The 23,112-nt window shown below is 41.5% G+C and carries 22 protein-coding genes and 1 pseudogene; 12 read left to right on the plus strand and 11 right to left on the minus strand.

The features are described 5' to 3' along the window. Window positions 1–2: 2 nt before the first annotated feature. The 3 genes and pseudogenes from fdnG to fdhD form a co-directional block, all read right to left on the minus strand. Window positions 3–2,402, minus strand: a pseudogene (fdnG, locus tag COD92_RS21315) (formate dehydrogenase-N subunit alpha); the annotation flags it as partial. A gap of 12 nt (window positions 2,403–2,414) precedes the next feature. After that, window positions 2,415–2,987, minus strand: coding sequence for a twin-arginine translocation signal domain-containing protein (locus COD92_RS33645; protein ID WP_098527707.1), 573 nt, complete (start codon window positions 2,985–2,987; stop codon window positions 2,415–2,417). Window positions 2,988–3,109: 122 nt separating this feature from the next. Then, entirely contained in the window at window positions 3,110–3,886 is a 777-nt protein-coding gene (fdhD, locus tag COD92_RS21320; protein WP_098527706.1) for a formate dehydrogenase accessory sulfurtransferase FdhD, read from the minus strand. A 462-nt stretch (window positions 3,887–4,348) separates the two neighbouring features. Here fdhD and pdxK point away from each other — a divergent pair, with 462 nt between their 5' ends. The 10 genes from pdxK to COD92_RS21370 all read left to right on the plus strand — a co-directional run bounded on the left by pdxK (window position 4,349) and on the right by COD92_RS21370 (window position 13,596). Beyond that, complete coding sequence (pdxK, locus tag COD92_RS21325; RefSeq protein ID WP_098996511.1) at window positions 4,349–5,182, plus strand: pyridoxine/pyridoxal/pyridoxamine kinase; 834 nt, start codon at window positions 4,349–4,351, stop codon at window positions 5,180–5,182. Window positions 5,183–5,349: 167 nt separating this feature from the next. Beyond that, window positions 5,350–5,697, plus strand: coding sequence for a YojF family protein (locus COD92_RS21330; protein ID WP_098527704.1), 348 nt, complete (start codon window positions 5,350–5,352; stop codon window positions 5,695–5,697). A gap of 153 nt (window positions 5,698–5,850) precedes the next feature. Then, complete coding sequence (bshB2, locus tag COD92_RS21335) at window positions 5,851–6,519, plus strand: bacillithiol biosynthesis deacetylase BshB2 (protein WP_098996512.1); 669 nt, start codon at window positions 5,851–5,853, stop codon at window positions 6,517–6,519. A 228-nt stretch (window positions 6,520–6,747) separates the two neighbouring features. Then, entirely contained in the window at window positions 6,748–7,200 is a 453-nt protein-coding gene (locus COD92_RS21340) for a cytochrome c family protein (RefSeq protein WP_098527702.1), read from the plus strand. 192 nt (window positions 7,201–7,392) lie between these two features. Beyond that, window positions 7,393–9,258 carry a Sec-dependent nitrous-oxide reductase gene (nosZ, locus tag COD92_RS21345; protein ID WP_098527701.1) on the plus strand — a complete coding sequence of 622 codons (1,866 nt, stop codon included), beginning with the start codon at window positions 7,393–7,395 and terminating at the stop codon, window positions 9,256–9,258. Window positions 9,259–9,350: 92 nt separating this feature from the next. Continuing rightward, the gene (locus COD92_RS21350; RefSeq protein ID WP_098527857.1) at window positions 9,351–9,920 is read left to right on the plus strand and encodes a hypothetical protein; all 570 of its coding nucleotides are present in this window, start codon (window positions 9,351–9,353) and stop codon (window positions 9,918–9,920) included. A gap of 1 nt (window position 9,921) precedes the next feature. Beyond that, window positions 9,922–11,262, plus strand: a complete 1,341-nt coding sequence (gene nosD / locus COD92_RS21355) for a nitrous oxide reductase family maturation protein NosD (protein WP_098527700.1) — start codon at window positions 9,922–9,924, stop codon at window positions 11,260–11,262. Then, window positions 11,226–12,023, plus strand: a complete 798-nt coding sequence (locus COD92_RS21360; protein ID WP_098527699.1) for an ABC transporter permease — start codon at window positions 11,226–11,228, stop codon at window positions 12,021–12,023. Before nosD ends, COD92_RS21360 begins: the two co-directional genes overlap by 37 nt. Next, on the plus strand, window positions 12,020–12,697 hold the full coding sequence (locus COD92_RS21365) for an ABC transporter ATP-binding protein (protein WP_098996513.1): 678 nt from the start codon (window positions 12,020–12,022) through the stop codon (window positions 12,695–12,697). Before COD92_RS21360 ends, COD92_RS21365 begins: the two co-directional genes overlap by 4 nt. After that, window positions 12,694–13,596: a FixH family protein gene (locus COD92_RS21370; RefSeq protein ID WP_098527697.1), complete on the plus strand. Its 903-nt coding sequence runs from the start codon at window positions 12,694–12,696 to the stop codon at window positions 13,594–13,596. Before COD92_RS21365 ends, COD92_RS21370 begins: the two co-directional genes overlap by 4 nt. Window positions 13,597–13,686: 90 nt before the next feature. Here COD92_RS21370 and COD92_RS21375 read toward each other — a convergent pair whose 3' ends face one another. Together COD92_RS21375 and COD92_RS21380 are read right to left on the minus strand one after the other, a co-directional pair. Continuing rightward, on the minus strand, window positions 13,687–14,541 hold the full coding sequence (locus COD92_RS21375) for a Cof-type HAD-IIB family hydrolase (protein WP_098996514.1): 855 nt from the start codon (window positions 14,539–14,541) through the stop codon (window positions 13,687–13,689). 79 nt (window positions 14,542–14,620) lie between these two features. After that, complete coding sequence (locus tag COD92_RS21380) at window positions 14,621–15,289, minus strand: DNA alkylation repair protein (protein ID WP_480253974.1); 669 nt, start codon at window positions 15,287–15,289, stop codon at window positions 14,621–14,623. A gap of 125 nt (window positions 15,290–15,414) precedes the next feature. Between COD92_RS21380 and COD92_RS32175 the strand changes: the two genes are divergently transcribed. Next, window positions 15,415–15,570, plus strand: coding sequence for a hypothetical protein (locus COD92_RS32175; protein ID WP_176541052.1), 156 nt, complete (start codon window positions 15,415–15,417; stop codon window positions 15,568–15,570). A gap of 30 nt (window positions 15,571–15,600) precedes the next feature. Here COD92_RS32175 and COD92_RS21385 read toward each other — a convergent pair whose 3' ends face one another. Together COD92_RS21385 and ybaK are read right to left on the minus strand one after the other, a co-directional pair. Next, window positions 15,601–16,704 (minus strand): PRK06851 family protein, encoded by a 1,104-nt coding sequence (locus COD92_RS21385; RefSeq protein WP_098996515.1) that lies wholly within the window; start codon window positions 16,702–16,704, stop codon window positions 15,601–15,603. A gap of 217 nt (window positions 16,705–16,921) precedes the next feature. Beyond that, complete coding sequence (ybaK, locus tag COD92_RS21390) at window positions 16,922–17,398, minus strand: Cys-tRNA(Pro) deacylase (RefSeq protein WP_098996516.1); 477 nt, start codon at window positions 17,396–17,398, stop codon at window positions 16,922–16,924. Between the two features lie 293 nt (window positions 17,399–17,691). Between ybaK and COD92_RS21395 the strand changes: the two genes are divergently transcribed. Then, window positions 17,692–19,497 (plus strand): TIGR04190 family B12-binding domain/radical SAM domain protein, encoded by a 1,806-nt coding sequence (locus COD92_RS21395; protein WP_098996517.1) that lies wholly within the window; start codon window positions 17,692–17,694, stop codon window positions 19,495–19,497. A 53-nt stretch (window positions 19,498–19,550) separates the two neighbouring features. Here the strand turns inward: COD92_RS21395 and COD92_RS21400 are convergent, their stop codons facing one another. The 4 genes from COD92_RS21400 to COD92_RS21415 are packed head-to-tail and all read right to left on the minus strand — an operon-like array spanning window position 19,551 to window position 22,873. Beyond that, a complete protein-coding gene (locus COD92_RS21400; protein ID WP_098527691.1) occupies window positions 19,551–20,258 on the minus strand; it encodes an ABC transporter ATP-binding protein in 708 nt (235 codons plus the stop codon). Beyond that, window positions 20,259–21,029, minus strand: a complete 771-nt coding sequence (locus COD92_RS21405; protein ID WP_098527690.1) for an ABC transporter ATP-binding protein — start codon at window positions 21,027–21,029, stop codon at window positions 20,259–20,261. It abuts the gene before it with no gap. Continuing rightward, window positions 21,026–21,979 carry a branched-chain amino acid ABC transporter permease gene (locus tag COD92_RS21410; RefSeq protein WP_098527689.1) on the minus strand — a complete coding sequence of 318 codons (954 nt, stop codon included), beginning with the start codon at window positions 21,977–21,979 and terminating at the stop codon, window positions 21,026–21,028. Before COD92_RS21410 ends, COD92_RS21405 begins: the two co-directional genes overlap by 4 nt. A gap of 15 nt (window positions 21,980–21,994) precedes the next feature. After that, entirely contained in the window at window positions 21,995–22,873 is an 879-nt protein-coding gene (locus COD92_RS21415) for a branched-chain amino acid ABC transporter permease (protein ID WP_098527688.1), read from the minus strand. Window positions 22,874–23,112: the final 239 nt, after the last annotated feature.

A 23,112-nucleotide genomic window follows, 5' to 3' on the forward strand; every position in this document is an offset into this window, starting at 1 on the left:
CGTTAAGCCCTCCTTATGTCACATAGGAATGCTTTATATTCCGGAATCATCGTGTTGGCATCCCCAATATGTGGAGTCAGGCGGTTGGCTGTAGCTCCTGTTGCATACCCTTTGTATCCAAAATTCCATGGCATTCCAATTTGATGCACCTTTTTGCCTTTAACCGTAAACGGCTTGTAGCGCTTTGTGACCAATGCATAGGCTTCAATTTTGCCGCGCGCAGAGGTAACAATGACTTTGTCCTTATTTGTGATGCCTTTCTCTTTAGCCAATTCTTCACTTATTTCCACATACATATATCGTGCAATCTCTGCCAGCCATTCTTGGTTACGTGTCATCGAACCTGACTGCCAGTGTGCTTCGACCCGATAGGTGGTTGCAACAATCGGGTAGTCCACCTTGAAGCCGCGTTTGTTAAAATCTCCATCATTAATGACAATTGCAGGGTTATATTCTACTGATGAGAATGCATTTGGTACTGGGCTTTCATATGGCTCATAGTGTTCTGGGAATGGGCCGTCATTCATAGTTGGAGCAAATAATAATGCAACACCGTCTTTGTTCATCATGAAAGCACCTGTTCCGCCTGGATCAGTTGGGGCTGTAACTGCTTTAAAGTCAGGGACATCATTTCCGACCCATTTTTTTTGAGCAGCATCCCACCAAATCACTGCTTTTTCCTGGCTCCATGGCTTACCGCTAGGATCAGCTGCTGCGCGGTTGTAAAGAATTCGGCGGTTTGCCGGCCATGCAAAGGACCAGTTTAAGAAGTTTCCGCCGCCTGTATCCTTATTATCACGGCGTTGGGAAAGATTTTTTCCCTCTTCGGGATAGAAGCCGGAATAAATCCAGTTACCGCTTGAAGTTGTGCCATCATCTTTTAAATCACCAAAGGTCTTTAATAATTTGCCAGTTTTAAGATCGTAGCCATTGATTTCTTTGGCAATTTGGTCTAAATCTGGCGCTTCGCCCATGCCATAATTCCAATCAAGTGCTAAGAATGGCTTGTCAGCAGATTTTGGACTGTTTGCATATAGCTTTTTAAGCTTCACAGCCAGCTCATGGACGATATCAAGGTCCGGACGAGACTCGCCTTTTGGCTCAATCGCTTTCCAGCGGTATTGCATCCAGCGGGAGCTGTTTGAAATACTTCCTTCTTTTTCAAAAGAAGAACAGGCTGGAAGCAGGAAGACTTCTGTATTGATCTTGGCTGGGTCATTGCCGGCTTCTTTTTGCCAGAAGGCTGACGTTTCAGTCTCCCATAGGTCAACCGCTATCAGCCATTTGAGGTTACCAAGAGCTTCCTTTTCCTTGCCGGCGTTCGGTCCGCCGACAACAGGATTGGTGCCCCAAAGGAACGCACCCTCAAGTTCATTGTTGTACATGGCCTTAAATAAGTTAATATGTGAGTAGTTCTTATTCCCCTTCGGCAGGAAGTGGTACCCAAACTCATTATCCTTCGTTGCATTGGTGCCATACCAAGATTTCAATAGGCTGACAACAAATTTAGGTTTGTTGCTCCAATAGCCTGATGGCGGAGTTTCTTTTTTCAAGTATCCGGCAAGTGTAGCATGTTCAGGAACCGTTGCTTTTGGCGCAGCAAGGTAGCCCGTTAAGTTATCCCACAGTAAACCGAAATCGGTAGAACCTTGAACGTTGGATTCGCCGCGCATTGCATTGATTCCTCCGCCTGGCAGCCCAATATTACCTAAGAGAAGCTGCAGGATGGCAAAGATTCGGACGTTTTGAGAACCAACTGTATGCTGAGTAGTCCCCATCGCGTAGAGAATCGTACCTGATTTACCCACTTTTCCTGTTTCACAAAAGGCTTTACAAACCTTCATGTAATCTTCTTTTGGTGTTCCTGTTACGGCTGTTACGGTATCCACATCGTAGCGGGAATAGTGTTGTTTCATTAATTGAAAGACCGAACGAGGATGCTGTAACGTTTCATCCTTCACCGGTTTTCCATCAGGAGTGGTTTCAATCACCCATTTTGTTTTATCGTAAACTCGTTTTGCTTCATCATAACCGGAGAAAAGACCATCTTTAAAATCGTAGCCCTCCTTCACGATAAAAGAAGCATTCGTATATTTCACAACATACTCTTTATGAATGAGATTGTTTTCAATAGCATATTTAATCATACCGCCAACAAACGGAATATCCGTTCCAGAACGAAGCGGGGCATAGAGATCAGATACCGCAGATGTACGTGTATAACGTGGATCCACGCTGATAATTTTTCCGCCTTTTTCTTTCGCCTTTGTCAGCCATCTAAAACTGATTGGATGATTTTCAGCAGGATTTGCTCCCATAATGAGGGCACAATCTGTCCACTGAAGGTCATTCCAGTGATTTGTCATTGCTCCACGACCAAATGTAGGTGCCAGACCGGCAACCGTAGAACTATGTCATATTCGTGCCTGGTGCTCTAAGTAAGTCACACCAAGCCCTCTCATTAATTTTGATACTAGATAAGTTTCTTCGTTATCAAGTGCCGCGCCGCCAAGGCTGGCAATCTTTTCTGTTTTGTTTACGATGATGCCTGCTTCTTTCTCAACAAATGAAGCATCACGTGTATCTTTCGTACGTTTGGCAATGGTGTCAAGCATCCATTCCCAATCTTTTTCTTCCCACTTATTGCTCCCAGGAGCACGATATAGTGGTTTTGTCAGCCGTTTTTCAGATGTATATATTTGGCGTAATGTCGTTCCTTTACTGCATAGCTTACCTTCGTTAATTGGGTTATCCGGATCCCCTTCCGTATAAACCACGGTATTATTTTTGGTGTGGACGAGTATCCCGCATCCTACACCACAAAAGCAGCAAATGGTTGGTGTTACAGTAGCTTTGGCAATCTTGAAATCTTTTGTTTTTGCATAGGCTTTTTTATCATTAAAACCTAGTTCAACTACTGCAAGGGTAGCAGCCGTTGCACCAGATAGTTTTAAGAATTGCCGGCGGTTTAAGTTCATTTCAACCATCACTATTCTCCTTCCCAAAAATGATTAGACATCCCTCTATAAGCTTAAAGCGCCTCTCCCTTTGGGCTGGCAGCTTACCGCTTTATCTCTCTATTATTCTGCCTTTAGTTTTTCTCTGTTTGTTAATTCCCCCCTTCAACGGTTCTCTCAAAGTCTATTTCTTGGGTAATATCATTTTTGACTCTTCCTGAAGAGGTATAAATGACAGCCATTTTTCCTCTTAAATAGCCGATTACCTCTATATTTAAAAATTTCGCCAGCTGCACAGCCTGTTTGGTAGCGGCCGTACGGGAGCCGATTACAGGAAAGCCAAATTTCGCCGCCTTTGAGAGCATTTCATATGAAACCCTTCCAGTTGTAAGTAAAATCAACCGTTCAGGAGGTAAACCCTTTCTTAGTGCATAGCCAATAATTTTATCCACCGCATTATGGCGGCCGATATCCTCACGGATCGTGATTGCGCCATCCTCCTCCACAATACAAGCGCCATGCATTCCACCGGTTTCTAGATAAAGAGACGATTTTCCAGCAAATTCACTTCTCTTTTTTAATAGATAACTTAAGTCATATTTTTGACCTGAGGACACTTCGGCAAAGCCTTTGACATCCGTCATTGAGAAGAAGGTGACACCTCTGCCGCATCCGGCCGTATAGTGTTTCTTTTTCGAAAAAAATTGGTCTTCATCAAAATGGGAGTGAAGGGTAACGTGGATTGCTCCCATATTTTCATCTATGTTGACAGCTTCAATATCGTTTGCATCCTGAATAAATCCTTCAGAAAACAAATATCCGTATGCCCAATCTTTCAGGTCATATTTCGTTAATTGAAAAACAGCTATTTCGCAGCTGTTTAGATGTAAGGATATTGGATATTCATCGGGACAGCTCTTACGGTTCATACATTCCCTCCTCCTCAAGGATATTTTCCGTATTTATTATTGTAAAAATAGGACCCATGTCACTCAGCGATTTAAGTCACAGCATTAAGAGGAACTGCCTATTGAAAGCGAGATATTAGTAATAAAAGTATTTAGACTCCCGTAAAAAATCCCGGCATTACCACACTGTGATTATTTGTGTCAGATTTCTAACAAATTAACTCTTGTCGCTAGATATGATATTCACCTCAGAAAACGGTTACATTTTTAGACTACGTTGCTTTTGTATTTATCGTACTTCTCTACCAATATTTTGAAAGTAATATTTATCACTTGGGATGGTTTCTAATAGTACTATTGGTCTATTTGTCATTTTTTTGTAACTATTAACTGCAAACGATTTGTCCATTGTCGATTCATGTTATATTTTTTATTTTGATTTATAATAAGGAAGGAGTTATTTTTCAAAAGGAGGTTTACATAATGACTATAAAAAAGGTACTAACAATAGCTGGTTCCGATTCAAGCGGCGGCGCCGGGCTTCAAGCGGATTTAAAAACATTCCAGGAGCTTGGCGTATACGGAATGACAGGGATTACCTGTATCGTGACCATGGACCCAAGGGGCTGGCATCATAACGTGTTCCCGATTGATGTCAATATCCTGGAAAAGCAGCTGGATACGATTCTTTCCGTTGGGATTGACGGGATGAAAACAGGTATGCTTGGCACCGTTGAAATCATCGAGCTAGTAGCACGAAAGATTGATGAACATCAATTAAAGAATGTTGTCATTGACCCTGTTATGGTTTGTAAAGGGGAAGATGAAGTGTTAAATCCGGAAACCGCTGACGCTATGAGGGAACTGCTTCTTCCACGCGCCTATGTGGTCACACCAAACCTGTTTGAGGCTGGTCAGCTAGCAGGAATGAAGACACCAAAAACAATCGAAGAAATGAAAGAAGCAGCTGCAAAAATTCACGATCAAGGGGCTAAGTTCGTGTTGATTAAAGGCGGCAGCAAGCTTCAAACAGAAGAAAAGTCCATTGACCTTCTATTTGATGGGAAAGAATTTCAGATTTACGAATCCGAGAAGATTGAAACAAACTATACCCATGGTGCAGGCTGTACGAATTCTGCGGCAGTCGCAGCGGAGGTTGCTAAAGGTAATTCCGTTTATGATGCCGTCGATGTTGCGAAGAGATTTGTTTCTGCCGGTATCCAGCAAGGTTTCCCTTTAAACGAATATGTAGGTCCAACCTGGCACGGTGCCTACCGCAATAAGAAAGCAGTCACAGAGTATTGTGAGGACTGCTAGGAATAACTCCCATTTAATAAGGTCGAACGAATTGTTCGGCCTTTTCTTTTTCGATAAGCACGCTTTTCGCATTTTTCAAATCATTTTAGTATGATAAATACATTATTAACAACAATACTGATTAGTTATCATCCATTTTTTCAAGAGCGAAAGGAGGCAGCATTTTTTTGGAAGCCATTGATGTTAAACAGGTTCAAGAAACGATTAACCGTTTTGCCGATAAGGATGTCTATATTCACCTTGAAACAACCAACGGTGCCTACGCATCCCATAACGACCAATCCTTCTTTTCTGCCGGAGCTTACATTCGCAATGCCCTTGTCCGTTATGAACTAGGGAAGATTACGGGCAGCGGACCTTATCGGGTTGGTTTAAAAATAAACCTCGGCTGGATTTACGCAGAAGGCATCACCCATTTTGAGATTGATGAAGAAAACCACCTATTACTTGCCGGTCATGACCATGACGGAAAGCTTGCCGTTGCATTAGAAATTAGTGCTGTACCATTTGAATAGAAAAGCGGAAGCGCCTTGAACAGGGGCGACAGGCATATGACGAGCCGGCGAGAAGGTTGTTCTTTAACCTCCTTGACGGATTGGCTTAGACCTAAGAGCCCCTAGGCGCTGGAGCTAGACATTTCATAATTTACATGAAAGGAGAATGATTTTATGGAAAAACAACGCCATGTTTTAGTCGTTTTCCCTCATCCGGATGACGAGGCGTTTGGGGTATCTGGCACCATTGCCACCCATGTCGAGAACGGAACTCCCGTCACCTATGCCTGCTTAACCTTAGGGGAAATGGGACGCAATATGGGAAATCCCCCGTTTACGAATCGTGAAGAACTTCCGAAAATTAGAAAAGAAGAATTAAAGGCTGCTGCGGAAGCATTAGGAATCCAAGACTTACGGATGCTTGGATATCGTGATAAAACGATTGAGTTTGAAGATGATGAGAAACTGACAAACCGGATTGCAGACATTATTGATGAGGTAAATCCTTCTTTGATTATCACCTTCTATCCTGGTTATTCGGTTCATCCTGACCATGATGCCACTGGTGCGGCGGTCGTACGGGCGGTTGAAAAAATGCCCGCAGCTGCACGGCCAACCTTACACTGTGTAGCCTTCTCCAAAAATTGCATCGATGAACTTGGCGAAGCCGACATCATTCATAATATTACGCCTGTAGCTGATAAGAAACTGGCCGCGATTCAGGCACACCGCTCGCAAACAGAGCATTCGTTTAAAGATACGATGAAAAAACTAAAAAATCAGGATCCGCAGCTTATGGTTTGGCTTAACAACGAACGGTTCTGGACCTATAAATTCTCATAAGAAAAGTCCTTCACTCGAAGGGCTTTTTTGTTTCCTAATTTCCCTCCATAAAAAGTGATGAAATTCACAAAACGTTCAAATATCTCGAAGCCCGATATCACTCATCTTTTTCAACCACTTCACAAAACGTTCAAAAACTTATTTAAAAATGTGCTCCACGTCACAATTTTCCCTGTACCCTGCATTTACGATGAAGATGTTCATTTGATTAATAGGAGGGGGAAAATCTTGCAAAAAGCAGTCATTAGCTTTGTTATTTGTGCACTAATTGGGTTTGGCCTTGGCTACCTGGTTTTTGGTGTCATAATGGGTGCCTCTGAAAAACAGCCGCAAGTTGCACAAACAGAGACAAATGCTACAAACTCAGCCACAACAGAATCGAAAGAGACAAAAGAATCGGCGGCGACTACTTCTGCTGTCAGTGAGGACAACATACTAAACAAAAAAGGATGCCTCAACTGTCACAGCGTTGAATCGCTTAATTTAAAGGGCGGAGCAGTAGGACCAGACCTTTCACAAGCGTTCATTAACGTGGAAGGAAAGCATGGCAAGCCGATTGAGGAATTCTTGAAAGCGCCTACTTCAGCAGTCATGTCAGGTGTTATTGGTAAAAACCCATTAACAGATGAAGAGCGCCAACAAGTATTAGATTTCCTTAAACAAGCGTCAGAAACCAAATAAGTGGAAGCGCCTGTTTAGCGACGTATGGATTGGATCCGCTCCGAATGAGATAAAGGAAACACGGAGCTCCAGTCGATTCGATGTTGACTTATCGTAGGAGGAGAGGGCCAATACACTAGTCGCTAGGTGCTGGAACTGGATAGTAATCGAAGTTATTTGTTTTATCTAATTATTATAAGGTGGTGTAGTGTAATGAAAAAATGGATTCCGATTGCATCGGGATTACTTGCTGGTTTTGTTGCCGCAACGATTTCGTTTGCGGACTTTTCAGCAAAAACAAATACAGAGGCTGCTGCCAGCAACAAGAGCGATGCCGAAAAGGTTTACGTACCATTTGGTGAAAAAGATGACTATTACCTATTTGCATCTGGCGGCCATTCAGGGCAAATGTTTATTTATGGAGTGCCGTCCATGCGAAAAATTAGAACGATCCCTGTCTTTTCGCCTGATCCTGCAACAGGATATGGCTTTGATGAGGAATCAAAGAAAATGTTGGGGAACTATACATGGGGTGACCTTCACCATCCAGCCTTCTCTGAAACAAACGGTGACTATAACGGAAAATATATGTTTGCCACAGATGTCGGTAACAGCCGTGCAGCCGTCGTCGATCTTAAAACATTTACAACCAAAGACATCATTCAAGTACCGAATACCGCAGGGCCGCACTGCGCTGCATTTGTAACAGAAAATACAGAGTACATGTTCCTGCCAACCCGGTTTGCCGTCCCAGTTGGTCAAAAATATGAATCGCTCGACAACTATAGCAAAGAGTACCGCGGTGTGATGTCTGCTGTTACGTTTGATGAAAAGAATGAAAAGCTCGGGATTGCCTATCAGGTTGCCCTGCCGCCATGGTCCTATGATCTTTCAGATGCAGGTAAAAAAGGTTCAGCCGATTGGGCCGTTATGACCACCTACAATACAGAAGAAGCAACCACCAATCAAGAAATAAATGCCTCCCAGGCCGACCGTGATTATATTGTTCTTTTTAACTGGAAAGAGCTTGAGAAAATGGTCAAGGAAGGCAAGTACGAGAATGTTGGCGGCCAAAAGATGATTTACCCTGAAAAACAAAAAGGCGGCATTTACTTAGTCCCTGTCGCGAAGTCGCCGCACGGCGTAGATGTTACACCGGACGGCAAATACTTTATTGCTTCTGGTAAACTTGCCCCTTCTATGACTGTATTTTCATTTGAAAAAGCCTTTAAAGCCGTCGAAAATAAGGATTTTGCCGGAGAACGCAACAGTATTCCCATTCTTAACTACAAATCCGTCATGGAACGAGAAGTTAACCCTGAGAATGCCCTAGGACCGCTTCATACGCAATTCGATGATAAAGGCATGGCCTACACCACCATGTTCATCTCATCTGAAATCGTTAAATGGAATCCAAAAACGGGCGAAACATTGGACCGTGTACCAGTTCAATATTCTCCAGGACATTCAGTGTCTGCTGAAGGTGACACCGTTGCCCCTGACGGCAAATGGCTCGTCGCTTTGAATAAGATTGCCAAGGACACCTATTTATCCGTCGGTCCGTCCCATCCTGAATCGATGCAATTAATTGATATCAGCGGCAAGATGAAAGTTATCCAATCTGCACCTGTTGATCCTGAGCCGCATTATGCGCAGATGATTAAGGCTGATAAGATCAAGACCATTAATGTCTACCCTAAAGATGAAAAGAATAAGGACGCCGTCTATAAAAAGGATGATACGAAAATTGTCCGTAAAGGCAATGAAGTTCATGTCTACGGTATTGCGATGCGTTCCAAGTTTATCTTTGATTCAGAAGCAAAACGTCCTGACGTCATTGAAGTCAACCAAGGAGATCATGTCTTTATCCATTTGACCAATATTGATTTTGATGAGGATATTACCCACGGTTTTGCGATTAATAGCTACAACTTAAACATGGAAGTTCAGCCAGGTCAAACCAATACATTGGAATTTACAGCAAACAAAGCAGGTACGTTCCCGCTGTATTGTACTAACTTCTGTTCTGCTCTGCACCAAGAAATGAACGGTTACTTCCTGGTAAAACCGAAGAATTAAGAAATAAGTTGAGGAGATTGGGAACGGGTATCGGATGGACTGATATCCGCTCCTCCTTCAACCAAAAAAACACTATTAAAGGTGTGATTAACTTGTATGCTAAAACGAAAAAATTATCAGTTGTGAGCTCATTCCTGATTACTCTCTCTGCCTTGCTGCTTATTGCTTCATTATTTTTCCCATGGTGGAAGATGATCTTCTTTGCTCCCCAATACCCGGAGGGGTTAAACATTATCGTTTATCCTAATAAATTGGAAGGGCAAATTGACATCGTAAACGGGCTTAACCACTATATCGGCATGGCTAATTTTAGTAAAGCCAATTTCCCGGAATTATCCTACTTATCCTATCTCGTTGGCGGACTGGCTGCAATCATCCTATTAACAGCCATCCTGAGAAAAAAATCAGTCCTTTACGGGGTGATTAGTATTATGGCAGCGGGCGGTATCCTCGGTGTACTTGACCTAAGAAAAGCCCTGCATGATTTCGGGACCAATCTCAGCCCACAGGCACCTATTAAAATAGATCCATTTGTTCCACCGATTCTGGGCCATAATACCGTCGCAAATTTTGTCACCAATAGCGTTCTTGGCACAGGTTCCTATCTATTGATCGCAGCCTTTTTATTATTGTTGATTCCGTTATGGAAGGACCGAAAGTAATATGAAAAAGTTCTCTCTCTTTCTACTTGTTTTTTCGCTCATGATCCTAATCAAACCAGAAAAAAATATCGCCGCTGAAAACCTGCAGGCAATGATTGACAACCTGAAAGAGGGAGCGGTATTAAAACTTAAAGATCAAACCTATGAAGGTAATATTGTTATTGATAAAAGCATGAAGATTATTGGTTCAGAAAGAACGGTGATTAAAGGAGACGGAACAGGTAACGTGATTTCCATCAAGGCTCCTCATGTGAAACTGAGCCATCTGACAGTCAGCCATAGCAGTATGGACCGGAACTCGTCAGAGGAATATGCGGCGATTAAGATTTATAGCAATCATAATGTGGTAGACCATATTACCATCCGTGATTCCTTTCACGGAATCTATTTAAGCCAGGCACATCATAATATCATCCGTTCTAACCAGATAACGGGCTTAGGAAACGGTGAGATTGCCTCGCAGGGAAATGGCATTCATGTTTATTACGCCAATCACAATCGATTAGAACAAAACACAATTGAAGGCACCCGTGACGGGATGTTCTTCGACTATGCAAACAACAATCACAGCATTGGAAATAAAATAAGCCATACCCGTTATGGCCTGCATTATATGTTTTCCGATGAAAATAGTTTTAAGAATAATATCTTTACGATGAATACGGGCGGCGCAGCCATCATGAATTCCAATCATCTCAAACTCGAAGATAATCAATTTATCGTTAACTATGGAAATCAATCGTTTGGCCTCTTACTTTTACAAGCCAACGATAATTATATAGCAAATAATACGTTTTACATGAACCAGCGCGGCCTCTACATTGATCAGGCCACCCGAAACACCTTGAAGGGCAACCACATTAGCCAAAACCAAATAGGGATTGAACTGTGGGCGAGCTCCAGCCGGCAAACCTTTACGCAAAACCATATTACAGACAACACCATTCCAGCTGTAACCTTAGGCGGCCAAGGCGGGCACAATACCTGGAGCCAGAATGGAAAAGGCAATGATTGGGGTGCAGCCTTTCCACTGACAGATTTAAATCAGAACGGGATTGGAGACTTCCCGGTTACCTATCATTCTTCCCTCCATCAACTAATTGAAGACCAAGAACTAACAGGCTTATTTTTAAAAAGTCCTGCCATTCCAATCTATGAAAAAATAAATCAGACGCTGAAAAACGATGAAATCATGTTTCAAGACCTGCACCCGTTAGCAGCAAAAAAAGGTAATGATTCTTCGATTCTATTTGTTGGGCTTGGGCTAGTGATTGGCTTGATTTTACTAAAAGGGAGACATCTGCTATGCATTACATTTGGAAGGAATGGAAGGAAAACTTAAGAGGGAAAGGGCTCTGGCTTTCTTTAAGTATTATTGTCATCCTAACGATCAGCATTTTGTTTCGATCCTCTGCCCTTTCATATGATCAAGGCTTTTATATTCTTTTAATCAATTTATTGGATTCACTTATCTACTTCATCCCGATTCTCTGTTTATTTATAGGGGCTTTTTCAATTTTTCAAGAAAAAGAACAAAAAACCTTAATCATGCTGTTAACCAAGAAGGACCATTATTCAAGCTTTTTTCTTAAGAAAAGCCTTGCTCTGTTTATAGTGGTGTTAGTCCCGCTTGTAACCTGGTTTTTCCTATATCTATTACTAATAAAATTTAATTTCCAGCTGGATATAAAAAGCTATTTACTTTTTGTCCTCGCCATGGTCGTGATGTCACTTGTATTCTTGCAAATGGGGGCGGCCATTGGCAGCTTCAGCCGATCACGGATGCAAATTATTGGCTATACGATTTTTGTGTGGTTTTACTTTTTCTTCTTGCACGATTTTATCTTGCTGTCTTTTTTACCAGATGTCACTCATGAAAATGTAAAGCTATTTTCTTTTATTTATTTTTTAAATCCGCTTCAAGCAGTAAGAATGTTCCTAGAAACCGGGATGGGTGTTTATTCCTTTGGCCATATGTCGAGATTAATGCAAGCCTTTATGTGGACGAAACCGATCATCTTTTTAGCCGGTAATCTTTTGATTTGGCTTGGGATTTCAGTTGGAACAGCCATCGTGTTTAATCGGAAGGAGGGCTACGAATGATTGAGGTCACCCATTTAAACCAATCCTTTGGTAAAAAAACGATATTAGATTCCGTGACTATTAAAATCAATAAGAATGAGATTTGTGCACTCGTCGGCCGGAATGGTGCCGGCAAATCCACATTTATTCATAGTCTTTTAGGGCTATTGCCTGTAAAGCAAGGTTCAATCGCCATTAATGGCATTGAGGTCAAGAAAAAAAATAATGACTGGAAGCGTTCGATTGCTTATTTACCGGAAAAATTTATGCTTTACCCCATGCTGACCGGATTGGAGAATATGAGCTTTTTTGCAGAGGCTGTATCCAAAACAGCCGATCTGCAGAAGATCGAGCAAGTCTTGAAGTCCGTTCGTTTATGGGAGGACCGCGATGTTCAGGTAAAAAAGTATTCAAAAGGGATGCTGCAGCGGCTTGGCCTTGCGATTACTCTTTATCAGGATGCTAACATTCTCATTTTGGATGAACCAACAAGTGGGATTGACCCAATGGGCAGAAAGGAAATCTTACAAGTGCTGAAGTCTCTACATGATAAAACTATCCTGCTCTCTTCTCATCATTTAGATGAAATTAAACAGATCTGCTCCCATGTTGTCTATTTACAGGATGGAAAAATGGAGAAATATACGGTGGCAGATTTTTTGAATACCCATCATTTAGGAGGTAGCGGGGCATGAAAAAATCAGTGTGGTTGTTGTTCTCCTTGTTGCTTGTCATGCTTGCAGGCTGCAAGGCCGAACCTGATTATCAAGTAAAATTCACAAAGGAACTTTATTTTCAAAAAGAAACAAAGATGCCCTTTGAAATTCAAGTAACAGAAAATCAAAAGGCAGTTACAGGCCTAAAGGTGTCCATGGAATTCATGATGACCACTATGGATCATGGAACCTATGATGTCCAACTCGTTGAAGGAAAGAAGGGCACCTATAACGGAAAAGTGGCACTGCCAATGAGCGGTAAATATGAGGCCGCTTTTACGTTAGAAAAAGATGGGAAGAAGACTGAAAAAGTCATTAATATAAATGTGACTCAACCTAAAGGGGTTGCAAGAATAAATGGTGAATGGATTACCAATGAGGATGTTGCCTTTTATAAAATCATTAATCAACTTCAGCTAGTAATGAACCGTGAGGCCGCCAAGCAAAAATACAGCGGAAAGCAGCTAGAGGAAGAGCTTGCTTATTTGGAAAGTCAGGAAAAAGCAAGTGATGAAAAAAACCAATTGTTAACCCAAATCATCCGCCTGCGCTCGATGGCATTGCTTGCCGGGGAAAAGGGGCATAAAGTCACGAATACTGAGGTTGCAGCGGCTGTCAATAAAGTCCGTGAACAATATAGCCATTATGAAGGAACGAAGAAGTTAATCAGCGAGTATGGTGAAAATAAGTTTTGGGCGACGGAACAAGAACAATATAAGCTAATTGTCCTTACCCAAAAGGTCCAAAAGGACATTATGGAAAAAGTCCAAAAGGAAAATCCAAATGCCGGACAGCACGAACTCTACTATCAGGCCCAAACAGAGTATGAAGACCTGCTCATTTCACAAGTTAGTGCGCTGGAGATAGAGGTTCTTTAGGAGATGGGGGTACGGGGAGGCAGATGAAGGACACTTCGGCTCCTGACTCGTACTGATCTGTCCTTCATCCCCCATTAGTCCCTTCCTTCCCTATAAAACCTCTATAATCGCCTGTGCTACACCATGTTCATCATTCGTATCGGTAATCACATCACAAAGTGCTTTAATTTCATAGCTGGCATTCCCCATTGCAACCGATCTCCCGGCCCGCTCGAACATGGAGACATCATTCAAGTTATCGCCTATTGCCATCGTCTCAGCCATGTCAATTCCTTTAGCTTTTGCAAATGCCTCTAGAGCAAGACCTTTTTGAGCCTGTTTATTGGTGATTTCGAGATTCTCGTGGCCTGAAGAGGTAATATCCAAGTCCGACAACTCATGAAGGTCTTCACCTGCTGCTTTGAGTTTACTGCGATCAAAGCAAAATGCCAGCACCTTATAGATTTGATAATTTTCATCCGCAAAAAGAAGCTCATAGTCGTCGGTTTGGTGAATTAAGCCATCACGGATCCTTGCCCCCGCTGCATGTCTAATTTCTTCAGGATCCATCTCAGGATTAGCGCTGACGACAATGTCCACCAAGATGGAAACGGCTTTATCTGGATCAAGTGTGTACGCACCTTTATCAGTATAAACCTCGTAATAGACATCATGTTCGCTCAGTTTAGCTGCAACCGCTCTCGCAAGCGGTTTACTAATCGGGGTAGAAGATAAAACTTCCCCTTCCTTTGAGCGGACCTCTGCCCCATTCACACAAATTACAGGACAGGTTAAGCCAGCCTGTGATAACACATAGGAAGCCTCCTGATAGGACCGGCCTGTTGCCACCACAAATTCTATTCCTTCAGCCTGTGCTTTTAGGATAGCTTGTTTATTTTCTTCACTGATTTGTTGAACTGAATTTAATAATGTTCCATCCATGTCTGAAGCAATACATTTAATCATGTTGTCCACCTTTTCCATTTTTTCTGCCTACAATATTGCCATTCTAACATAGATTAGCAGCCTTTAAAGAATGGTAAGCTCACTCCAAATGCTTACTGCCTTCGCGAACACTTAGGGGAGCTAACTTATGGGCTTCGATAAATTCCTTTACAGATGCAGGATTTGTTTTTGAATACTCTCTCAACGCCCAGCCGATTGCTTTTTGAATAAAAAATTCCTTACTATCAGCATTTTCCATTATGTATCGATAAAGCAGGTCTTCATTCGTCTTTTCTTTATATTTCAGTTGAAAAAGAATCGCGGCCCTCCGCAGCCACATATTTTCATGAATGGCCCAGCCATCAATCGTTTCCTCAATCACCTCTGGAAAATTATCAGCAATTTTCCCCACCGGTTTGGGAGCAATCGCATCAACGGTATCCCACCAGGATTTGGTCGTAATCAGCCATTCCATGAACGGCAGGTCACTTTTTTGCAGCTTCTTCAAAGACTTTTCCATATAAGTTAAGGTCGTATACTGATATTCTCGTTCTTGCTTATTCCAAAGTTCCTCTATTAGCACTTTATTAAAAGGCTCTTTTAAGATTCCTGTTTCCTTAAAAAATTGTTTTTCTAATTCCTTACGTAACGGGGACTTAATTCCCAAGAAAGGGAAATGGCCTTTCATATAATTTTGCATGGGTTCAGCGTTGCCAGCATTGCGATTTTCCTCAAACAGCTTTGTTAATGATGTGATCTTTGTTAACACCAACATCTATCCTTTCACAAATCCATTCCATTACTTGTTCTACTATTTCCCATTTTTCCCTTCATTTTATCCGGATAATCCACTGTTTCGATGACACAATAATAGCAGATAGGGGGGATACATAGATGACAAAGAAATTTAATAAAGGCAGCCGTAATCAAAATTCACCGCAAGCAGGGCACTCAGAAGCTGAATTTGGCACCGAGTTCGTCAGCGGTGATAACAGTAAGGGGAATAAACGCAATAAAGGACAGCAAAGTAAGACCAATCCGCATAAATAATATGCCGGGGATTTCCCCGGCATTATCCTTTTATTGAACCTTACTCGCAGTCAAATCATTTATTTCCTCAGCAATTCTCGCTTGAATTTTTTCAACAACCGAGAAATCCATTGCGGCTACATAAATCTCTTCCAGCTTATCATGCAGTGATTTGGCTTTAGCCAAGAAACTAGTTGCTTCCGTCATTTTGTTTTTATATTTATCGGCAATGTTACTGATAAAATCAGCATATAGCTCATCGGTACCAGGCTCAATCAATAGCTCATACATATCAATGATCTCATCACCGTCTCTGCTTGGGAAATATTCATGCGGCGCCGTACTGTCAAAAATCGCTACACCCATCTCCCTGAAAATAACCATATCAAGGCTGTGCGGGTCAAAACCGCAATGATAGACTTCTACATCAATGCCGCGCTCTTCACCTGCAGCTGCCAGCTTTTTCAGCATAGTTGATTTCCCTGAGCCTGGACGCCCTTTGATAAAATAGCGTTTTGGTATTTCCTCGGTTAGATTTGGGACAAAATCAACGGCTCCCTGCGGCGTAGCAGCCCCTAAAAAGCGATGGCGGACATCCGGGGTCTTATTTAACTTTATTTTTCCGAAGAAGGAATCAATCAATTTTATTGTCAATTGGTCCGCTTTTATAAAATCCATACTGTTAATATAAATTGTTTCCCACTCATCATGAATCTCCAATGCTTCATTAAACGTTGCATAGGCCTTCTGAAAGGAGTAACTGATCTGATTGGTCAGCTTCACAATCACATGTTTTTGTACATTCAGGGCGCGGGAGTCCCAAGCCTCACCAAGATTTATATATTCTTCAACTGCACCGGGTGCCTTAGGCTCAATCACATGCGGCGCCGTACCGTCTACAATACCAACCTTTAAAGCTGGAATGATCACACCATCGATCGAGTTATTATCAGAAGAACAATGAAGCAACTCAATATTGTAGCCCTTTTCAACCCACTCCTGGCCAATTTTCTTCATAAGTGAGGATTTACCGGTTCCCGGTCCGCCTTTTAAAATAAACAATCTCTCTAATCCTTGTAGGTTGGAGTCATAAAGACTATAAAAACCTCTGGCAGTATTACCGCCGGCAAAATAATTTTTGATTTTTCCTGCCACCCATCAACACTCCCTTTTAACAAATCAACTTCGCCTTTTCCTTAAGAGGTATTAGACTAGTTTTCTAACAAGCAAAGGTTATCTAAAGCTTAAAAGTCAACCCTTATGCAGTTGCTTTCACTTTTCAGATTATCTTATGCTTTTTTGTTTTTTAGGTGAGTGCCTATGAAAAAATTTATCTTACATGATTGCTCAAGGAAGATTGTCAGTCCTTCGTTCATTTAGTCACTGAGATAAATTCAGCCTTTGTAACTTCCTGTAATTTATTTGGTTCAAGCACGATCTGAACACCAATTTTACCGGCACTTACGACCATTGATTCCATCCCTCTGCTGCTTTCATCAAGGAATGTCCTATACTCTTTTTTCATGCCAATCGGTGAGCAGCCGCCGCGGATATAGCCTGTCCACTTTTGTATATCCTTCATGGGCAGCATCTCCATGCTTTTTTCCCCCGCCGCTTTGGCGGCCTTTTTCAAATCCAGTTCCTCCGCTACGGGTATGACAAATACAAAAATATTTTTACTAGCACCTTGGGCCACAAGGGTTTTATAGACCTCCTTAGGATCCTTTCTAATCTTTTCAGCTACCGATATTCCGTCAATTTTCCCATCTTTATGATTGTATGTAAGCATTTCATACTCGACCTTTTTTGCGTCAAGTATCCGCATCGCATTTGTTTTTGCCTGTGCCATCGCCATCATCCTTTAAACCATTTATATATTGGCATTATATCATTTGCCATTTTGGATTGAAAAACCTTGACATACACAAAATCATCCAATATCTGTCACCCGTTTGTCACTCTATTAAGCAACTATTATAGTAAACTAAAATTAAGATCATACCGTAACTACATTGAGATCGGGCAGATGGCCGCTACCAAGCCATATATATCCCTGTGAAAACAATCACATTTTTACTTTAACTCGCGCAAATTTTTTATTTAAAAAAAGTATTCCCCCATAAATTGACTGAGGTGAAAACGATGAAATACGATTTAGTGTTATTACATGCCCCTAGTGTATATGACTTTAGAAAGAACTCGTTACTTGCCGGTCCCATTAGTGATGTGGTCCCATCCTCACCCGTGTTTGAGATGTACCCGATTGGGCTGACAAGTATTGCCGATTATTTAGAACAGTATGGCCTAAAGGTAAAAATTATTAATATTGCGAACCGCATGCTGATGAGTGACAAATTTGATGTCGAAGCAAAGCTGCGAAAAATAAAAACGAAGGCATTCGGAATCGACCTTCATTGGCTGCCGCATGCACACGGAAGTATTGAACTCGCAAGGATTGTAAAAACCCTTCATCCTGAAACGCCCATTATCTTTGGCGGCTTATCGGCCACTTATTATCATAAGGAGCTAATCGAATATCCATTTATTGAATTTGTTATGCGCGGTGACTCAACCGAAAAGCTGATGCTTTTACTCATGAATAAAATCGAAGCAGGTAATACCCATTATGCTGATATTCCTAATCTTACTTGGAAAAAAGGAAAAGAATGCGGTTACAACCCCATCACCTACGTTCCAAGAGACTTGGATGACATTGATGTTCCAGGCTATCGCTATACCATTCGATCTGTGTTTAAATATCGCAACTTCCTTGATCCGCTGCCATACAATGGCTGGCTTCAGTATCCTAACACGGCCTTGTTAACGGCGAGAGGCTGTACCCAAAACTGCTTAATCTGCGGTGGATCGAGAGAGGCATATGACCAAAACTGTAATCGGAATTCACTGGCATTACGTTCTCCGAAGAAGCTTGCCAGTGATATTCAATTCATTTCACGTTTCAGCCGCGCCCCTATTTTTATCCTGCATGACCTTCGTCAAGGCGGGCGGGAATATGTCCGAGAATTTTTCAGCCGGTTAAAAGAACTCCATTTAAAAAATGAAATTGTGTTTGAATTATTCCAATATACTGATGAAGAATATTTTAAAATGATAAATGAAAGCGTTCCAAAATATAGTATTGAGATCACCCTTGAAACATATGATGAAAAAATCAGACGCTATAATGGCAAATTTAGCTGCACTAATCAAAAGGTGATTGATACCCTTAATTTTGCTTTAAAACATAATTGTGCAAAGATTGACCTATTCTTCATGGTAGGAATCCCAGGGCAGACCTACACAAGTGCTGTCGAAAATATCGATTTCTGTGAAACCATTCATCTGGCCTGTAATAAGGATCCGAGAATCTTTTACTTTGTAGCGCCACTGGCGCCGTTCCTTGACCCTGCTAGCCCTGCCTTCGAGCATCCAGAAGTACACGGGCTTAAGAAGTATTGCCACACTCTTGAGGACCACCGCAAGGCGATTACTCAGCCATCATGGAAGCATATGTTAAGCTATGAAACAAAGGATATGACACGTGATGATATTGTCAATTCCACTTACGAAGCAGCTGAACGTCTTAATGACTTTAAATTAGAGTACAACTTGATTAATAAAGAGGACTACTATGATATCAGGGAGAAAATTGAAAAATCAAAGGAATATATTAAGAAGATTGACCATGCACTGTCTCTTCCTGCTGATGAGCAAGCGTTTAAATTAGCCAGAATTCAGGAAGAAATCGAGGAGTTAAATAAATATAGTATCTGCGGAAAAAATGAATTGAAGTGGGAGGTACAAAAGAATTACGCTAACTTTTTTTCTCTCGCTTTGGTCGGTATCGAACAGCTATATGAGGATTATGTTAACAAAATCAGGCATTTTTTAAGCCCAAAACGCCGCCAGCAATTTAAACTTGATACAGAATACCAGAAAATAAAATAATTAAAATGGTATCGGATTCTATTCCGATACCATTTTTGGTATAGCTTCAAAATTTAGTGGCCGCCTAAATAAGCAGCTCTAATTTGATCACTCTGGCTCAGTTCTTCAGCTGATCCGGAAGCAACAATTTTTCCCGTTTCAATAACATAGGCACGATCAGCAATAGACAGGGCCATATTAGCGTTTTGCTCAACAAGAAGAATGGTCGTTCCTGTTTTATTGATTTCCTCAATAATTTGGAAGATGGTTTTTACTAATAGCGGTGCAAGACCCATGGAAGGCTCGTCCAACAGCAAAAGTCGAGGTCTCGCCATTAAGGCACGGCCCATAGCAAGCATTTGCTGCTCCCCGCCGGATAAAGTACCCGATAACTGCTTACGGCGCTCCTCCAAACGTGGAAATAACTGATAGACCTTTTCAAAATCTTCCTTGATTCCTTTTTTATCTTTACGTAAGTAAGCACCCAGCTCAAGGTTTTCCTCTACTGACATGTTTGCGAAGACACGGCGGCCTTCCGGAACATGTGAGATTCCTCGTTTTACGATCGATTGAGCAACTTTTCCTGCTACATGTTCATTTTCAAATATGATTTCGCCAGTTTTTGGTTTCAATAATCCAGAAATGGTTTGCAGAAGTGTACTTTTTCCAGCACCGTTTGCGCCAATCAATGTAACGATTTCCCCTTGATTGATTTCCAGGGAAACTCCCTTTAAGGCGTGGATGTTGCCGTAATATACATTTATATTATTGATTTTAAGCATTTAAGAAACCTCCTCGCCTAGATACGCTTCGATGACTTTTGGATTACTTCTGATTTGTTCTGGTGTACCCTCGGCAATTAATTGACCATGGTCGAGCACATAAATTCGTTCACATACTCCCATGACTAGAAGCATATCATGTTCAATTAAGAGGATGGTAAGATTGAATTTTTCGCGGATTAAGGCAATTAAATTCATCAGCTCTTCCGTTTCCTGTGGGTTCATCCCCGCTGCTGGTTCATCAAGCAATAGGAGCTTTGGATTCGCAGCTAAGGCCCGGGCAATTTCCAAACGGCGCTGCTGCCCGTATGGTAAGTTTTTTGCCTTCTCATGTAATACATTATCAAGCTTAAAGATTTTCAAAAATTCAATTGCCTTTTCTTCCATTTCCTTTTCACCAGAAAAGTGAGCAGGGAGGCGGAAGATCGAACTTAAAATCGAATGCTTCGCAAGCGCATGATACGCCACTTTAACATTGTCAAGAACCGAAAGTTCACTAAATAAACGAATATTTTGGAATGTCCGGCTGATACCCTTTTTTGTTATTTTAAACGGCGCGAGGCCATTTAGTTTTTCACCGTCTAAGGATATACTTCCTTCTGTCGGAACATACACACCTGTTAACAGATTAAAGAACGTTGTTTTCCCGGCACCATTTGGTCCAATTAAGCCGACAAGTTCTCCTTTTTTCAATTCCAAATTCACATCAGAAACAGCCTTTAAGCCGCCAAATCGGATTCCGGCATTTTCTACTTTAAGTAACTGTGTCATGCTGCATTCCTCCCTTTAGCCGATTTACCAACCTTAAAGAATGATGTGATTTCTTTTGTGCCCATTAAACCTTGTGGGCGGTAAAGCATCATTACTATCAATACTAAACTATAGATAACCATCCGCAGTTCCGGATAGCTTTGAAGATACGTTGAAATAATCGTTAAAAGAATAGCCGCAATAACCGCACCTGACATACTGCCTAAGCCGCCAAGAACAACAAAAATTAAAATATCAAATGATTTCAAAAATCCGAAGTTGGTCGGCTGGATAATATAAAAGTTATGAGCGTACAAAGCACCGGCAATACCGGCAAAAAAGGCACCAAGTGCAAAGGCAGCAACTTTATAATAAGTTGTGTTAATACCCATTGCATCGGCTGCTATTTCATTTTCACGGATTGAAATACAAGCTCTGCCGTGCGTTGAATTTGTGAAGTTAACAATCACGATGATTGTTAATAATACACAGCCGATTAACCAAGGCCATGTTGTTAAATGGGAGACCGTCATACCGCTTGCCCCGCCAACATAGTCAATGTTTAAAAACACGATTCTCACAATTTCACCAAAACCAAGTGTTGCAATGGCCAGATAGTCACCTCTTAAACGAAGTGTTGGAATCCCAATAATAAGACCTGCTACTGCTGCAGCTATACCACCGACAATTAAAGCGACCGGAAACGGCATGCTTAATTTCATCGTCATAATCGCTGAAGCATAGGCACCAACTGCAAGGAAACCGGCATGTCCAATCGAGAACTGTCCGGTAATCCCAATAATCAAATGAAGACTAACTGCGAGAATAATATTAATTCCAATAAAGAATAATGTATTTACATAAAACTGGTTGATGGAACCACCAGCAATTAGAAATTGCATGACCACTGCAAAAACAACGGCTAAAACGACTGATGTCCAGAAAAACTTTGCTTGTCCTAAAATTTTCATCGTAGAAGCCTCCCCTTAAACCTTTTCCCTAATATTTTTACCAAATAATCCTGCTGGACGGAAAATTAAAATTAAAATAAGGACTACAAACGCAACGCCATCCCGCCATAATGAGTAACCTGCGGCGCTGACGAGTGCTTCAATCACACCTAATAATAATCCGCCGGTCATTGCCCCCGGGATAATTCCGATTCCGCCTAAAACGGCTGCAACGAAGGCTTTTAAGCCTGGAATAATTCCCATTAACGGCTCAATTTTTGTATAGTACATTCCAAAGATTACCCCAGCTGCACCTGCCAAAGCAGAACCAATCGCAAAGGTAGCTGAGATGGTGTTATTAACGTTAATCCCCATTAATCTAGCAGCATCCATATCATGTGATACGGCACGCATCGCTTTTCCAATCTTTGTTTTGTGAACAATAAATTGTAAGAGAATCATTAAGACAATGGAAGTCCCTAAAATCAAGATCGACTGACCGCTGATTTTTACTCCAAAAACATCTAGGTCCTTTAATGGTACTAAATTGCTTGGATAAGCTTCTGGCTGTGCACCGCGAAGATAAATCGTTCCATATTCAATAAACAGCGATACGCCAATAGCTGTAATAAGCGCCGCAATTCTAGTGGCATTCCGTAATGGCTTATAGGCAATCCGCTCAATGATTACACCAAAGAGGGCACATACTGCCATTGATATAAGTAATGACGGAAAAAATCCTAAATGAAGAATGGTAATAGAATAAAAACCAATAAATGCACCTACCATGAAGACATCTCCATGGGCAAAATTAATTAATTTAACAATACCGTAGACCATAGTGTATCCTAAAGCAATCAAAGCATAAATGCTGCCTAAGGATATCCCATTCACAAGCTGCTGTATTAACTCCATCTGTTTACACTCCTTCTGGTGAACTCCTGTTTTTCTTTTTTTAAATTGCAGTTTACAAGTTTTGTTCGTTAGTTAACTTGTAAATCTCATACAAATTGGAATAGGGAACGTCAACGCTCCCTATCCCTTTGGCAAACTATAAAATTTGTCAAATAATCACATGTTCAAGGTGCTTCTGTTTTTTCTAGTTGTCTAATTGTCCAGCTCCGGAGCCCTGTTCAAGGCGCTTCCGCTTTTCT

The sequence above is a fragment of the Bacillus sp. AFS037270 genome (assembly GCF_002585305.1).

Coding starts and splice junctions, on each gene's coding strand:
- COD92_RS21400 (WP_098527691.1), bottom strand. CDS start 20,258: ATGCTTAAAATCAATAATATAAATGTATATTACGGCAACATCCACGCC.
- ybaK (WP_098996516.1), bottom strand. CDS start 17,398: ATGGCACAGGCAAAAACAAATGCGATGCGGATACTTGACGCAAAAAAG.
- fdhD (WP_098527706.1), bottom strand. CDS start 3,886: ATGAACCGTAAGAGCTGTCCCGATGAATATCCAATATCCTTACATCTA.
- COD92_RS21395 (WP_098996517.1), top strand. CDS start 17,692: ATGAAATACGATTTAGTGTTATTACATGCCCCTAGTGTATATGACTTT.
- COD92_RS21415 (WP_098527688.1), bottom strand. CDS start 22,873: ATGGAGTTAATACAGCAGCTTGTGAATGGGATATCCTTAGGCAGCATT.
- COD92_RS33645 (WP_098527707.1), bottom strand. CDS start 2,987: ATGGTTGAAATGAACTTAAACCGCCGGCAATTCTTAAAACTATCTGGT.
- COD92_RS21360 (WP_098527699.1), top strand. CDS start 11,226: ATGCATTACATTTGGAAGGAATGGAAGGAAAACTTAAGAGGGAAAGGG.
- COD92_RS21410 (WP_098527689.1), bottom strand. CDS start 21,979: ATGAAAATTTTAGGACAAGCAAAGTTTTTCTGGACATCAGTCGTTTTA.
- COD92_RS21365 (WP_098996513.1), top strand. CDS start 12,020: ATGATTGAGGTCACCCATTTAAACCAATCCTTTGGTAAAAAAACGATA.
- COD92_RS21370 (WP_098527697.1), top strand. CDS start 12,694: ATGAAAAAATCAGTGTGGTTGTTGTTCTCCTTGTTGCTTGTCATGCTT.
- nosZ (WP_098527701.1), top strand. CDS start 7,393: ATGAAAAAATGGATTCCGATTGCATCGGGATTACTTGCTGGTTTTGTT.
- COD92_RS21405 (WP_098527690.1), bottom strand. CDS start 21,029: ATGACACAGTTACTTAAAGTAGAAAATGCCGGAATCCGATTTGGCGGC.
- pdxK (WP_098996511.1), top strand. CDS start 4,349: ATGACTATAAAAAAGGTACTAACAATAGCTGGTTCCGATTCAAGCGGC.
- COD92_RS21375 (WP_098996514.1), bottom strand. CDS start 14,541: ATGATTAAATGTATTGCTTCAGACATGGATGGAACATTATTAAATTCA.
- bshB2 (WP_098996512.1), top strand. CDS start 5,851: ATGGAAAAACAACGCCATGTTTTAGTCGTTTTCCCTCATCCGGATGAC.
- COD92_RS32175 (WP_176541052.1), top strand. CDS start 15,415: ATGACAAAGAAATTTAATAAAGGCAGCCGTAATCAAAATTCACCGCAA.
- nosD (WP_098527700.1), top strand. CDS start 9,922: ATGAAAAAGTTCTCTCTCTTTCTACTTGTTTTTTCGCTCATGATCCTA.